The sequence below is a fragment of the Kitasatospora sp. NBC_01560 genome, from assembly GCF_045208415.1.
GTDB lineage: Bacteria > Actinomycetota > Actinomycetes > Streptomycetales > Streptomycetaceae > Kitasatospora.
In genome coordinates, this window is record NZ_CP109364.1 from 7,647,364 (window position 1) to 7,660,560 (window position 13,197).

14 protein-coding genes are annotated in these 13,197 nt (G+C 74.9%); 8 read left to right on the forward strand and 6 right to left on the reverse strand.

The window, feature by feature from the left end:
- Nucleotides 1-63: 63 nt before the first annotated feature.
- From OH807_RS32975 to OH807_RS32990, 4 genes are all read right to left on the reverse strand, one after another.
- Nucleotides 64-651 (reverse strand): TetR family transcriptional regulator, encoded by a 588-nt coding sequence (locus OH807_RS32975; RefSeq protein ID WP_406206477.1) that lies wholly within the window; start codon nt 649-651, stop codon nt 64-66.
- Between the two features lie 147 nt (nt 652-798).
- On the reverse strand, nt 799-1,794 hold the full coding sequence (locus OH807_RS32980; RefSeq protein WP_406211324.1) for an aldo/keto reductase: 996 nt from the start codon (nt 1,792-1,794) through the stop codon (nt 799-801).
- A 197-nt stretch (nt 1,795-1,991) separates the two neighbouring features.
- The gene (locus tag OH807_RS32985) at nt 1,992-2,483 is read right to left on the reverse strand and encodes a (4Fe-4S)-binding protein (protein WP_406206480.1); all 492 of its coding nucleotides are present in this window, start codon (nt 2,481-2,483) and stop codon (nt 1,992-1,994) included.
- Nucleotides 2,483-2,785: a GNAT family N-acetyltransferase gene (locus tag OH807_RS32990; protein WP_406206483.1), complete on the reverse strand. Its 303-nt coding sequence runs from the start codon at nt 2,783-2,785 to the stop codon at nt 2,483-2,485. Before OH807_RS32990 ends, OH807_RS32985 begins: the two co-directional genes overlap by 1 nt.
- Nucleotides 2,786-3,864: 1,079 nt before the next feature.
- Between OH807_RS32990 and OH807_RS32995 the strand changes: the two genes are divergently transcribed.
- The 6 genes from OH807_RS32995 (at nt 3,865) to paaE (ending at nt 9,666) form a co-directional block, all read left to right on the forward strand.
- Nucleotides 3,865-5,382 (forward strand): M20 family metallopeptidase, encoded by a 1,518-nt coding sequence (locus tag OH807_RS32995; RefSeq protein WP_406206486.1) that lies wholly within the window; start codon nt 3,865-3,867, stop codon nt 5,380-5,382.
- Nucleotides 5,383-5,664: 282 nt separating this feature from the next.
- Nucleotides 5,665-6,765 (forward strand): 1,2-phenylacetyl-CoA epoxidase subunit PaaA, encoded by a 1,101-nt coding sequence (gene paaA / locus OH807_RS33000; RefSeq protein ID WP_406211326.1) that lies wholly within the window; start codon nt 5,665-5,667, stop codon nt 6,763-6,765.
- Entirely contained in the window at nt 6,762-7,055 is a 294-nt protein-coding gene (gene paaB, locus OH807_RS33005; protein ID WP_030056311.1) for a 1,2-phenylacetyl-CoA epoxidase subunit PaaB, read from the forward strand. The genes paaA and paaB overlap by 4 nt, the downstream gene beginning before the upstream one ends.
- Before the next feature lie 17 nt (nt 7,056-7,072).
- Entirely contained in the window at nt 7,073-7,993 is a 921-nt protein-coding gene (paaC, locus tag OH807_RS33010; protein ID WP_406206490.1) for a 1,2-phenylacetyl-CoA epoxidase subunit PaaC, read from the forward strand.
- On the forward strand, nt 7,987-8,490 hold the full coding sequence (gene paaD / locus OH807_RS33015) for a 1,2-phenylacetyl-CoA epoxidase subunit PaaD (protein WP_406206492.1): 504 nt from the start codon (nt 7,987-7,989) through the stop codon (nt 8,488-8,490). The genes paaC and paaD overlap by 7 nt, the downstream gene beginning before the upstream one ends.
- Entirely contained in the window at nt 8,491-9,666 is a 1,176-nt protein-coding gene (gene paaE / locus OH807_RS33020; RefSeq protein WP_406206495.1) for a 1,2-phenylacetyl-CoA epoxidase subunit PaaE, read from the forward strand.
- Here the strand turns inward: paaE and OH807_RS33025 are convergent.
- Both OH807_RS33025 and OH807_RS33030 read right to left on the reverse strand, forming a co-directional pair.
- Nucleotides 9,654-10,757, reverse strand: a complete 1,104-nt coding sequence (locus OH807_RS33025) for an NAD(P)-binding domain-containing protein (RefSeq protein ID WP_406211328.1) — start codon at nt 10,755-10,757, stop codon at nt 9,654-9,656. The two genes, paaE and OH807_RS33025, sit on opposite strands and share 13 nt — an antisense overlap.
- 178 nt (nt 10,758-10,935) lie before the next feature.
- Entirely contained in the window at nt 10,936-11,310 is a 375-nt protein-coding gene (locus OH807_RS33030; protein WP_406206498.1) for a YbjQ family protein, read from the reverse strand.
- Between the two features lie 166 nt (nt 11,311-11,476).
- Between OH807_RS33030 and OH807_RS33035 the strand changes: the two genes are divergently transcribed.
- Complete coding sequence (locus tag OH807_RS33035; RefSeq protein ID WP_406206501.1) at nt 11,477-12,409, forward strand: hypothetical protein; 933 nt, start codon at nt 11,477-11,479, stop codon at nt 12,407-12,409.
- A gap of 111 nt (nt 12,410-12,520) precedes the next feature.
- Complete coding sequence (locus tag OH807_RS33040) at nt 12,521-13,078, forward strand: hypothetical protein (protein WP_406206503.1); 558 nt, start codon at nt 12,521-12,523, stop codon at nt 13,076-13,078.
- Nucleotides 13,079-13,197 lie beyond the last annotated feature (119 nt).

The window sequence follows — 13,197 nt, forward strand, 5'->3', positions numbered from 1 at the left end:
CCCGGGGCGAGCGCAGCGGCCGTCGTGACCGCGGAGGCCGGCCCGCTGTCCCGGCCGGCCCCGTTAGGCGGCCCGGAGGCCGCCGAGGAGCAGCGTCCAGAGCGCCTCGAACCGCTGCTGGGCCTGCGGGCCGGCCCACTCGGCGGCGTACGCGGGGTCGTGGAAGTGGGCGGTCGCCTCGAAGACGGCGCGTGCGGTCGGGGCGACGTCGGCGGGCCGGAGCTCCTCGCGCTCGATGCCGGCCCGGACGATCTGGGCGATCTGGCCGACCAGCGTGCCGACGTGCGCCTCGACGGTCGTGCTGTTCTCGGCGACCAGCGTCATGTACGTCGCGAACAACTGCGGGTCGTCGAGCGCCTTCTTCCGCTTGGCGGCGAAGAGCGTCGCCAGCCAGCGGTGCAGCCGCTCGGCGGCCGGGCCCGGCTCGTCGGCGATGAACTGCAGCTCGAAATGGGCCTGGTCGAGCCAGCGCTGGGTGACGGCCTCACGCAGCGCGGCCTTGCTGGGGAAGAACCGGTAGACGCTGCTGTGGCTGACGCCCAGGACCCGCGCGACGTCCACGACGGTGGCCTTGGCCGGCCCGAACCGCCTGAGAACGTCCTCCGTCGCGCTCAGGATCTGCTCGGAGGTGAGTGCGCTGTCCGTGGTCACGGCGGAGTACGTCCTTACGGTGGAGCGCCGCCGCCTGTTCAGCGGGCGGTGGTGCGGCGGTCGTGGTCGTGGTGCTTGCGACGGTGTTGCTGTGGCGGTGCCCGGCCCGCCCCGGCGGCAAACCGCAGGCCGGGGCGGGTGCCGCGGTCAGTGCTCGCTGTCGAGGTGGGCCATCTGAGCGGCAGCGTACCTGTCTCCGGCGGCCGCCCCGGCGGGGACGGCGGCCTCGATGGCGGCGAGGTCGGCCTCGGTGAGGGCGACGTCCAGGGCGCCGAGGGCCTCGGTGAGCCGGTCGCGGCGGCGGGCGCCGACCAGCGGCACGATGTCCTCGCCGCGCGCGGCGACCCACGCGATCGCGACCTGCGCCACGCTGGCTCCCCGTGCGGCCGCGACCTCGCGCAGCGCCTCGACCAGGGCGAGGTTGTGGGTGAGGTTCTCGCCCTGGAAACGCGGGCTGTGACCGCGGAAGTCGCTGCCGGCGAGGGCCCGGTCGTTGTTCCAGTGGTCGCTGAGCAGGCCGCGCGAGAGCACCCCGTAGGCGGTGACGCCGATGCCCAGTTCGCGGGCGACGGGCAGGATCCCGCTCTCGACGGAGCGCGAGATGAGCGAGTACTCGATCTGCAGGTCGCTGATCGGGTGGACGGCGGCCGCGCGGCGCAGGGTGTCGGCGCCGACCTCGGACAGGCCGATGTGGCGGACGTAGCCGGCCTTGACCAGGTCGGCGATCGCGCCGACGGTCTCCTCGACCGGGACGGCCGGGTCGAGCCGGGCCGGGCGGTAGATGTCGATGTAATCGGTGCGCAGGCGGCGCAGGGTGTAGGCGAGCGCGGTCTTGGCGGCGGCCGGGCGGGCGTCGTAGCCGAGCCACTGGCCGTCGGGGCTGCGCTGGGCGCCGAACTTCACGCTGATCTGCACGTTCTCGCGGTCGCGGCCGCGCAGCGCGTCGTGGATCAGCAGCTCGTTGTGGCCCATGCCGTAGAAGTCGCCGGTGTCGAGCAGGGTGACGCCGGCGTCGAGCGCGGCGTGGATGGTGGCGATGCTCTCCGCCTCGTCGGCCGGGCCGTAGAGGTCCGACATGCCCATGCAGCCGAGGCCGAGGGCGGAGGTGGTGGGGCCGGTGGCACCGAGGGTGCGCGGGTGGATCCGGGGGGTGGTGGACACGGAGTGCTCCTGGCGATGGGAGGGAAAGGGCGGGGGCGGAGGGGCGGGGTGTGCTGGGTGGCTTGATTCGACTATGACACGACGGCTGACAGATTTCAAAATCTGTCAGCCGTCGTCTGTTATCTGTTTTCTGTCATTTGTGATTTGTCGGCTGTCGGATGTCGGCCGCGACCCGCCGGTCAGCCCCCGTCCGCCCGGCGCTCGCCGCCCGCCGCACCGCCGCCGTCGTCACCGCACGCACCGCTCCGGTCGCAGTACGGCTGGCCGGAGCTGCGCCCGCAGCCGCACAGCATCGCCCTCGGTGTCTCCCGGACGACACCCTCGGCGTCCGTCACCCGCAGCTCCCCGCGTACCAGCAGCCGCCCGTCCGGCATGCTGCGCACCGAGGTCGGCCGGTCCGGCGCCTCCGTCCCGCCGTCGGCGAGGCGGTAGCGCAGCGCGCCCGTCGGGCAGCGCCGGACCACCTCGGCGAGCACCCCCGGCTCGGCCGCGTCCGGCATGATCCACGGTCGGCGTGCCGTGTCGAACACCGACGGCAGCCCGCGTACGCACTCGGCCGCGTGCCGGCAGATCCCGGGGTCGAAGGTCACCGCGATGCCCGCGGCCTCGTACGCCTTCGGCGCCGGACGCCGGGCGTCGGCGCCGGATCCAGCGCCCTCCTTGGCGGCCATCAGTCGCTCACCCGGCCGCGGTTCTCGTACGCGAGCTCCGCGTACTCGGGGTGGCGCACCATCCAGGCCTTGATGAACGGGCACGTCGCCAGGACCGGCAGCCCGCGCCTGCGGGCGTCGTCCAGGGCGGCCCGGGCCAGCGCTCCGCCGATCCCCTGTCCTTCGAAGGCGGGCTCGACCACCGTGTGCGGGAACACCACCAGGTGGTCGCTGCGCATGTACTCGGCGAACCCGGCCAGGGTGTCGCCCGTCCACGCCTCGAAGCGGCTGTCGGCTTCGGCGTCGCGCACCGTGACGGTCATCGCAGGCTCCCTCGCTGCCGGATGCGGAGCCGGGGCCGGCCCCGGTCCATCATCGAGCGCCCTTCGTCGCTCCGCCCGTCGGCCGGTTCGTCGCTCTGCCCGTTGCTCCGCCCGTCGGGGTTCGTCGGCCGGCCCGTCGGCTTGTGGGGCGTCCCGGCGGTCGTGCGGGGACGATCACGTCGTAGCGCCCGCCGGCGGCGGTGCCCCCGGCGCCGTCGGCCGGTGCCCGGGCAGCCGGAGGGTGATCTCCGGCCTGTGCCGGGCGAGTTCCGCACTTCGACGCCGGCGCCGAGGGCCGGGGCGGCTTCCGGTTCGCTGCCCGTCGTTGCGGCGGGGCCGGTGCCGCCGCGGAGGTCGCCGGGGCCGCTCGGCGACGACGGCCGACCGTCAGGGCTCGACCCTTGCGATCGGGCCGTCACGGCCCGACCCGGCAGTCACGGCCCGGTCGTTGTGACCCGGCCGTGACGACTCCTGCCTGCCCGTCTCCCGCGACCCGCCGTCCGGTACCGAGCGCTGAGCCGCTGTCACCCATCCGGCGTGGAAATGCCGTGCCTTGGCCGTTTGCGCTGCCGAACCCGGGCGCGGGGTCCATGGTGGAGATGGGCGCGATCCGGCGACCGCGCTCGCGCGCCGACCCTGGCCCGCGCGCCGTACGCCTGCCACCGATCGAAGGCGGGCGCCCGAGGCGGGCCCGGCCTCCGGCACGCTGGGAGCAGGGCCACCTCGCAGGAAACCGAACGGTTCTTCTAGGCTCACTTCTCGGCTTCCCTGTAGCGGTGCAGTCTCTGCGCCTGCCGCTTCGAAGCCGCCGTCCACGGAGGCTCCGGGCCGACCGGGGTCACCGGATCGAGCGAGGAGGACGAAATGCCATGCACGTCGCCCAGCCGTTCCACCGCAGTTGAGCCAGGCGGGCCGCCCTGGCGGACGCTGCGTCTCGCCGGTGCCGCCCGTCCCGGCTGGTCCGGGCACCCGGGCTGGTCCGGCCGGCCGGTGCGGCCGCTGAATACCGGCGGCGGCCGCGGAGGCGAGCGTTGAGTCCCCAAGCCGTCCGGCCCCCCGTCGGGCCGACCGTGACCACCGTGACCACCGTGCCGACCGCGACGACGGTGCCGACCGCGACCGCCGGGCCCGCCGGGCCTGTTGCGCCCGCCGTGAGCGAGCACGCCGCGGCAGACCTGCCGGCCGCAACCCCCGCGCCCGCGCCCGCCGCTGTCCCCGCCACCGTGTCCGTTCCCGTGTCCGACGCGGTGGCCGTGGCGCCGGCCGGCCTCATGCCCACGGCCACGGCCACCGCGCGGCCCGCCGCCGACCGGTCCGCCGGCCTCGCCTCCCGTCCCGCCGTCGCTGCGGTCTCCGCCCGGGCCGCCGCTCCTGCCGCCGCCCCGACGGTCACCGACAGCGACGGCCAATCCGGCCCCACCGCGGCCCTTCCCGGACTGCCCCAGGCCCTGAGTTCACGCGCCCGCACCCTGGCCGGTGCCGTCCGGCGCCGTTGTGCGGACCTCGCCCGGATCGAGTCACCCAGTGGTGATGCGCCCCGACTCAACGCCCTCGCCGAGGAGTTGGCCGCCGGCTTCCGTGCCACCGGTGCCACCGCCCGGCGCGAGCCCGGTCCGGCGGGTGACCATCTGGTCCTCCAGTGGGAGGGGCGGGACGAGAGCCTGCCGCACCTCCTCGTGGTCGGCCACCATGACACCGTGTGGCCGGCCGGCACGCTCAAGGACTGGCCGGTCACGGAGCAGGACGGCACCCTCAGCGGCCCCGGGGTGGTCGACATGAAGGGCGGACTCGCCGCGCTGGAGGGCGCGTTCGCCCTGCTCGCCGACCTCGGTCAGCGGCCGCACCGCACCGTCCGCCTGGTCGTGGTCTCCGACGAGGAGGTCGGCAGCCCGGACGGCCGGCTCCTGGTCGAGCGCCAACTGCGCGGTTCGGCGGCGGTCCTGGGCCTGGAGCCGCCGCACCCGGACGGGCGGCTGAAGACGGCCCGCCGGGGCAGCACCCGGGTGCGGCTGACCGTGACCGGACGCGAGGCGCACGCGGGCAACGACGCGACGCAGGGCGTCTCCGCCGTGGACGAACTGGTCGACCAGCTGGTGGCCGTCCGCGGCCTCGCCGGCCAGCCCGGCACCGAGCTCAACGCCGGCCGGATCAGCGGCGGCACCCGGGCCAACGTGATCGCCGGCCGGGCCGAGGCCGAACTCGGACTGCGCTTCTCGACCGCTGAGGCCCAGCGCCGCACGCTCGACAACCTCGCCCGGCTCACCGCACTGCGACCGGGGGCCCGCGTCCGGACGGAGGTGCTCTCCAGCCGCCCGGCCTGGCCGGAGCGGTCGGCCAACCCGCTGCTGCGGCACGTCCGTTCGCTGGCCGCGGTGCTCGGGCAGCAGCTGGACGGCGCTCCCGCCGGCGGGGCCGGGGACACCAACCTCCCCGGATCGCGCGGACTGCCGACCCTGGACGGCTTCGGCGCGGTCGGTGCCGGGGCGCACGCCCGTCACGAACACATCCGGATCGACCAGCTCGCACCCAGGATCGCGTTGCTGGCGGCGCTCCTCGCCGTACCGCTGCCGCGCCTGCGGGACCGGTCGGAGGGCTGACCGCCCCCCGCCCCGGCCCGTCCGGCTCGCTCTGCCCGCCCCGCCCCGCCTGTCCGGCTACTCACCGTAGCCGGACAGGCGGGGCGGGGGGCTGTCGGTGGCGGCGGCCGCCGGACCGGCCGCCCGGAGTCCCTTGTCAGGCTGCCGCCACATTGCGCACAATGGCACCGACCGAACGGTCAGTCGGTAGGCTGGGTGGTGGCAGAGCCGGTCCGTGCCGCACGACGCCGGCCGTACCGTGCACGCCGCACGACGCGAGAGGGGCATGTGGTGACAGCAGAGGTGGCCGAGCCGGTCCCCGCGCAGACGCAGGAGGACCGGTTCGAGGCGGTCGTCGCCGCCGAGCAGCGGATCGAACCCCGGGACTGGATGCCCGAGGCCTACCGGGCCACACTGATCCGCCAGATCGCCCAGCACGCGCACTCCGAGATCATCGGCATGCAGCCCGAGGGCAACTGGCTCACCCGGGCCCCGTCGCTGCGCCGCAAGGCGATCCTGCTGGCCAAGGCCCAGGACGAGGCCGGCCACGGCCTCTACCTCTACGCCGCCGCCGAGACCCTCGGTGTGGACCGCGCGGAGCTGACCGAGAAGCTGATCTCGGGCCGGCAGAAGTACTCGTCGATCTTCAACTACCCGACCCTCACGTTCGCCGACGTCGGGGTGATCGGCTGGCTGGTCGACGGCGCCGCGATCTGCAACCAGGTGCCGCTCTGCCGCTGCAGCTACGGCCCGTACGCCCGGGCCATGGTCCGGGTCTGCAAGGAGGAGTCGTTCCACCAGCGCCAGGGCTACGAGCTCCTGATGACGCTGATGCGCGGCACCGAGGCCCAGCGCCGGATGGTCCAGGACGCGGTGGACCGCTGGTGGTGGCCGTCGCTGATGATGTTCGGCCCCTCCGACGGCGACTCCCCGAACACCGCCCGCTCGATGGCGTGGCGGATCAAGCGGCACACCAACGACGAGCTGCGACAGCGCTTCGTCGACATGACCGTCCCGCAGGCCGAGCACCTCGGCGTCACCCTCCCCGACCCGGAGCTGCGCCGGAACGAGGAGCGCGGCGGCTGGGACTTCGGTGAGCCGGACTGGTCCGAGCTGACCCGCGTCATCCAGGGCCAGGGCCCGTGCAACGCCCAGCGGATCGACCGCCGCCGCGCCGCCCACGAGGACGGCGCCTGGGTCCGCGAGGCGGCCACCGCCTACGCCGCGAAGCGCCGGGCCGAAGCCGGGCGGCCGACGGAGAGCACGCAGTCCGCCGCCACCGTGCCGTCCGCGCCGGCCACGAAGCCCGTCGGGACCCCGCGCCACGTCGAGGCCGAGCCCCACGTCGAGACCCCGCAGCACACCGAGGCCCCGCACCGCACCGAACAGGAGAACGGAAAGTGACCGAGTCCAAGGCCGGCTGGCCGCTCTACGAGGTGTTCGTGCGCCCCCGGCGCGGGCTGAACCACGTCCACGTCGGCTCGCTGCACGCGGCCGACGACCGGATGGCGCTGCTCGCCGCCCGGGACCTCTACACCCGGCGCAACGAAGGCGTCAGCCTCTGGGTGGTCCGCTCGGACGCGATCACCGCCTCCACCCCGGACGAGCGCGACCCGTTCTTCGAGCCGAGCGGTGACAAGGTCTACCGCCACCCGACCTTCTACGACATCCCCGAGGATGTCCCGCACATCTGACGGGGAGCAGCAGAGCCATGACCGACCACACCGTGACCAGTGACTTCGCCGCCGGCGAGCACGACGATCACGTCTACCTGAGCCTCTCCGAGGCCTCTCCCGAGCCCGAGGGCGAGGGGCGCTGGGCCTACGGGACGGGCTTCGCCGACCCGCTGCTCGGCGTGGACACGACCGTCCCGGCCGGCCTGGACGGCGCCGACCTCGCCGCCTACTGCCTGATGCTCGGCGACGACGCGCTGATCCTCGCCCAACGGCTGATCGAGTGGTGCACCCGGGCGCCGGAGCTGGAGGAGGAGGTCGCGCTCGCCAACCTCGGCCTCGACCTGCTCGGCCAGGCCCGCCAGCTGCTCACCAGGGCCGGCCAGGCGGACGGCTCGGGCCGGAGCGAGGACGACCTGGCGTACTGGCGCGAGGAGCAGGACTTCCGCAACGTCCGCCTGGTCGAGGCGCCGAACGGGGACTTCGCGTTCTCGATCGCCCGGCTGCTGCTCTTCTCCACCGTGCGCGGCGCGCTGTACGAGGCGCTGGCCGGGCACCGCGACCCGGTCCTGGCGGCGGTCGCCGCCCGGGGCGTGAAGGAGCTCGCCTACCACCGCGAGTACGCCACCGCCTGGACGCTGCGGCTCGGCGACGGCACACCGTTCTCGGCGCAGCGGATGCAGGCCGGGCTGGACGCGGTCTGGCCGCTGCTGGAGGAGCTGTTCACCGGGCACCCGGTCGAGCTGCGGGTCGGCGTCGACCCGGCGGCCCTGCGCGAGCCCGTGCAGCGGGCGCTGGCCGCGGTGCTCGCCGAGGCCGGGCTGACCGTGCCGCAGACCCCGGCGCTGGCCGCGGTCGGCGGCCGGGCCGGGCGGGACGGCGTGCACACCGAGGCCCTCGGCCCGCTGCTCGCGGAGTTCCAGGTGCTGGCCCGCGCCCACCCGGGGGCGACGTGGTGACCGTACTCGACGACGCCTGGGAGATCGCGGCGACCGTTCCCGACCCGGAGCTGCCGATGCTGACGCTGGCCGACCTCGGGGTGCTGGCGGAGGTCGAGGCGGTCGGCGACGTGGTGACCGCCTGGCTGACCCCGACGTACTCGGGCTGCCCGGCCGTCGCCGAGATGGCGGCCGACGTGGACCGGCGGCTGCGCGCGGCCGGCTACCCGGACGTCCGGGTCCGGCTGCGGCTCGACCCGCCGTGGTCCACCGACCTGATCACCGCGGAGGGCCGCCGCAAGCTCGCCGAGGCCGGCATCGCCCCGCCCGGGCCCGCCGCCGGGGGCCGGACCTCCCCGGGCCTGCTGGCCCTCGGCCCGACCCGCCACGTCGTGGCCTGCCCGCTCTGCGGCGGCACCGACACCGAGGAGCTGTCCCGCTTCGGCTCGACCGCCTGCAAGGCGCTGTGGCGCTGCCGCGACTGCCGCGAGCCCTTCGAACGCGTCAAGGAGATCTGAATGGCCGTCCCCGCCGATGCCGCCGCCCCGGCCGACGCCCCCGATGCCGCCGCCGCCCCGGCCGACGCCCCCGCCGGTGCGCCTGCCCCGGCCGTCCGCCCCGCCCGCCGCCCGGCCTTCCACCGGCTGCGGATCGCCGGGGTTGAGCGGCTCTGCGAGGACGCCGTCGCGGTGACCTTCGAGGTGCCGGAGGCGCTCGCCGAGCCGTTCGACTTCCGGCCGGGCCAGACGCTGACGCTGCGCCGGGTGGTGGACGGTGCCGACGAGCGCCGCTCGTACTCGATCTGCGCCCCCGTCGGCGGTCCGCTGCGGATCGCCGTCCGCGAGGTGCCCGGCGGGCTGTTCTCCCGCTGGCTGGTGCGCGAGGCGGCGGCCGGGGAGGAGGTCGAGGTGCTCACCCCGACCGGCCTCTTCACCCCCGACCTGGGCGTGCCCGCGGACCACGTCCTGCTGGCGGCCGGCTCCGGCATCACGCCGATGCTCTCCATCGCCGGCTCGGTGCTCGCCGCCGACCGCACCTCCACCGTCACCCTGCTCTACGGCAACCGGCGCAGCGACACCGTGATGTTCGCCGACGAGCTGGCCGACCTGAAGGACCGCTACCTCGGCCGCTTCCAGCTGGTCCACGTGCTCTCCCGGGAGACCAGGGACGCCGAACTGCTCAGCGGCCGGCTGGACCCGGAGCGGGTCCGGGCGCTGCTGGCGGCGCTGGTGGACGTGGAGCGGGTCGGCCACTGGTGGCTCTGCGGCCCGTTCGCCATGGTCACCGGCACCAAGGAGCTGCTCACCGGGCTGGGCGTGCCGGTCGGGCGCGTGCACCAGGAGCTCTTCCACGCCGAGGACGAGCCCCTCGCCGAACGGACCGACGACCGTGAGGGCACGGCCGCCGACGCCGGCCCGCACAGCGACGTCACCGTCGTCCTCGACGGGCGCAGCAGCACGCTCTCCCTCCCGCGCGACCGCTCCGTCCTGGACGGCGCACAGCGCTCCCGCCCGGACCTGCCGTTCGCCTGCAAGGGCGGCGTCTGCGGCACCTGTCGCGCCCTGGTGACCGAGGGCGAGGTGGAGATGCGCCGCAACTTCGCCCTGGAGGAGAAGGAGCTGGCCGCCGGCTACGTGCTGACCTGCCAGGCCCGTCCCCTCACCGACCGGGTGACGGTCGACTACGACCGCTGAGCCGGTACGGCGGGCTGCCGGGCCGGCTCGCCGAGGAGGGCGACGAGGTCGTTGACGGCGGCCCGGCCCGCCCGGTTGGCGCCCACGGTGCTGGCCGACGGGCCGTAGCCGACCAGGTGGACGCGGGGGTCGGCGGTGGCGGCGGTGCCGGTGAGGGCGATGCCGCCGCCGGGGGAGCGCAGGCCGAGCGGGGCCAGGTGGCCCACCTCGGGGCGGAAGCCGGTCGCCCAGACGATCGCGTCGACCGCCAGCTCCTCGTCGCCCCAGGCGACGCCGTGCTCGGTGAGCCGGTCGAACATCGGGCGCCGGTGCAGCGCGCCCAGCTCCTCGGCGCGGCGGTAGGCCACGGACGGGCCCAGGCCGGTCACGCTCACCACGCTGCGCACCGGCAGGCCCTGGCGGACCCGCTCCTCGACCCGGGCCACCACCGCCCGCCCGTACTCCGGTGTGAACGGACCCTCGTGGAAGACCGGTGGGGTGCGGGTGACCCAGACCGTCTCGCCGACGGCCGCGACCTCCGACAGCACCTGGACCGCCGAGGCTCCGCCGCCCACCACCAGGACGCGTCGGCCCGCGAACTCCGCCGGCCCCCGGTAGTCGGCGTAGTGCAGCTGCCGCCCGGTGAAGCGGCCGGGGTAGTGCGGCAGGAAGGGGCGGGTCCAGGTACCGGTGGCGTTGACGAGCGCCCGGGTGGACCAGGTACCGGCGTCGGTATCGACCAGCAGCCGGGAGTCCGGCCGGTCGGACTCCGCGCGGACCGCCCGGACCCGGACGGGGCGCACCACGGGGAGCGCGTGCTTGGCCTCGTACGCCGCGAAGTACCCCGGGACCACCTCGCGGGCCGGGGCGTCGGGGTCGGGCGTGGGCAGCTCGAAGTCGGGCAGGTCGTGGAACCCGTGCACGGTGGCCATCCGCAGTGAGGGCGAGCGGTGGGCCCAGGCACCGCCGGGGGCATCGTCGGCGTCGAGCACGACGAAGCCGCCGGGGCTGTTGTCACCGGCCCCGGCCCGGTACGGGGCGAAACCGCGGCGGCGCAGGTGGTAGGCGGCGGACAGGCCCGCCTGCCCGCCGCCCACCACCAGGACGTCCACCTGCCGCGTGCGGTCGGGCGCGTCGGTGGGTCCGCCCTCGGGTCGGCCCGCGGGTCCGCCGACGGGTCCGCCCTCGTTGGTTGCACCGTAAACAGTCACGCCGGTGAAACATCGGGTGGGAGGAGAGTGTTCCCGCCGCTTCCGCGGTTCGCGTCGTTCGTGCCGTTCCCGCCGATCGTCAGGGGGTGACCGGGGAGATCACCACGGCGGTGCCGTAGGCGCAGACCTCGGTGCCCGCATCAGCAGCTTCCGTGACATCGAACCGGAACATGAGGACGGCGTTGCCGCCGCGCGCCTTGGTCTGCTCGACCAGCCGCTCCATCGCCTCGTTGCGGCTCTCCACCAGGGTCTTCGTCAGACCCCGCAGCTCACCGCCGACCAGTGACTTGAGCGAGGCGCCGATCTGGCTGCCGATGTGCCGGCTGCGGACGGTGAGCCCGAAGACCTCGCCGATCACGTGGTCGACCCGGAAGCCGGGGATGTCGTTGGTGGTCACGACCAGTACCTGGGCGTCCGGGCGCTGCCCGCCGCCGAATTCGTCGATGTTCGCCATGGGCCAATCCTGCGGGCCGGGCGGCGTTCGGGCGCAGAGGCGTGGCCGTGAAACGCCGGAGCACGTGGGGGGAAGGGGAGGGGGAGCGGAGGGGAAGGAGCGCGGGAAGAACGCGAAGCTCGGACAGACCGGTGATCGGTCGGCCGAAAGGCCGTACCGTAGCCCCATGGGCGAGCGAAGCGATCATCCACAGGGGCCGGGCGCGGCGGAGGACTCCGGCGCGCAGGAGATCGAGGCGACGGTGGTGCTGGGCCTACGGATCACCAACTGGCCGGCGTTGCGCGCGGCCGCGATCGCGGCCGTGGAGGAACTGGACTTCGAAGGCATCGATCCGGCCGGCCAGCGCCGCGAACTGCTGCGCGAGGTGGCCGAGGACGCGAACGCGGCGCTCGGTGCGCTGCTCCACCCGGACCGGCTGGTGGCCGCGATCCCGGGCGTCGAGGCCGTCGGCGGCACGCTGGAGATCAGCGTCACCGAGGACTTCGCACCGGACTTCGCCGAGCTGTTCCCGCTGGACGCCGACGACGACGACGAGAACGGCGGGGCCGGCGACTGGACGCTCACCCCGCGCACCGCCTGCCTGCTCCACGCCCAGCTGCTCGGCCTGGCCGATGCGGCCTACGACGACCTGGAGGAGCACGAGGACGAGCCGGTGACCGACGGGGACGAGGCGGACTGGACGGTCTTCGCCCGGCTGCCGCAGCGCACCTGGCGCCTGCACCGGGCCTGGCGCCGGTCGATGGCCCGCGCCTTCGACGACCTCGCCGACGACCTCGCGCTCGGCGAGTGGCCGCTGCCGCGCAGCCTGGCCGAGGAGATCGCGCTGCGGATGGCCCTGGTGGACGCCCGCGCGCTGCTCGGCGCTCAGCCCGAGTCCGTCGCCGACATGATGGGTGACCTGCCCGCCGACCTCTACGACTACGACTGGGACGGCTGCCACGACGAGCTGTTCGGCGTCTTCGGGCCGGACGACGGCGATCCGGAGCTGACCACCGAGCAGCGCACCGAGCTGCTGCTCGCGGCCACGCACCCGGAGGGCTGGTTCCTGCCGTACGAGGACGCGGAGGAGCGGGACGTGCAGCGCGGCTACCGGCGCTGACGGTTCGGCCCGGGCCCGGGCCGGTGAGGGTGCGGCCGGGTGCGGCCGGGTGTTGTGTCGGTGGGGCGGGGCACCGGCGTTCGGAGTGCGGTGGGCGGTTAGGCTGCGGGCATGTCCGACATGTCCAACGGTTCTGCCCCCGAGGCCGGTGCGCCTAGCGGTGCCCCGTCCGGTCGTGCTGTGCCCGGCGGTGCTGCGTTCGACGGCGCCGGGCCCGACGATCCGGTGCTGGCACGGATCGCGCTGGGCCTCGACGGTGTGCAGGCCGCGCAGCGCGGGCGGACAGCCGAGGCTCGGGAGAGCTTCGAACGTCTCTGGGAGGCGCTCGGCGAGCGCGGTGACGTGTTCCACCGCTGCGTGCTCGCCCACTACCTGGCCGATCTGCAGGACGACCCGCGTGCCGAGCTGGAGTGGGACCGGCGGGCCCTGGCCGCCGCCGACTCGCTGACCGCCGAACGGGCCCGGACGTACGAGTCCGCCCTCCAGGTCCGCGCGTTCTACCCGTCGCTGCACCTGAACCTCGCCTCCGTCCACCTGAAGCTCGGTGAGCCCGACCGGGCGCGCGAGCACCTCGACCGCGCCGTCCGAAGCCTGGACGCGCTGCCCGAGGACGTCTACAGCGCCGGCATCCGCTCGGCCGTCGACGAACTGCGACGCCGGTTGCGCTGACCCTCCGGCCGGCCTCCCGCCCGGGCTGTTGTTCACCGTTTTTGTTCAATGGCCGAGCGCCGAACCCGAACAACCCCGGTGCGCTACACCTGGAGCGCTGCACCGACCGGTGTTGGGGA

What these genes read in the sequence shown, in the direction of transcription:
- OH807_RS33035 (WP_406206501.1), top strand. Translation starts at nt 11,477, where the DNA reads ATGGGCGAGCGAAGCGATCATCCACAGGGGCCGGGCGCGGCGGAGGAC.
- OH807_RS33030 (WP_406206498.1), bottom strand. Translation starts at nt 11,310, where the DNA reads ATGGCGAACATCGACGAATTCGGCGGCGGGCAGCGCCCGGACGCCCAG.
- OH807_RS33040 (WP_406206503.1), top strand. Translation starts at nt 12,521, where the DNA reads ATGTCCGACATGTCCAACGGTTCTGCCCCCGAGGCCGGTGCGCCTAGC.
- OH807_RS32990 (WP_406206483.1), bottom strand. Translation starts at nt 2,785, where the DNA reads ATGACCGTCACGGTGCGCGACGCCGAAGCCGACAGCCGCTTCGAGGCG.
- OH807_RS32985 (WP_406206480.1), bottom strand. Translation starts at nt 2,483, where the DNA reads ATGGCCGCCAAGGAGGGCGCTGGATCCGGCGCCGACGCCCGGCGTCCG.
- paaC (WP_406206490.1), top strand. Translation starts at nt 7,073, where the DNA reads ATGACCGACCACACCGTGACCAGTGACTTCGCCGCCGGCGAGCACGAC.
- paaE (WP_406206495.1), top strand. Translation starts at nt 8,491, where the DNA reads ATGGCCGTCCCCGCCGATGCCGCCGCCCCGGCCGACGCCCCCGATGCC.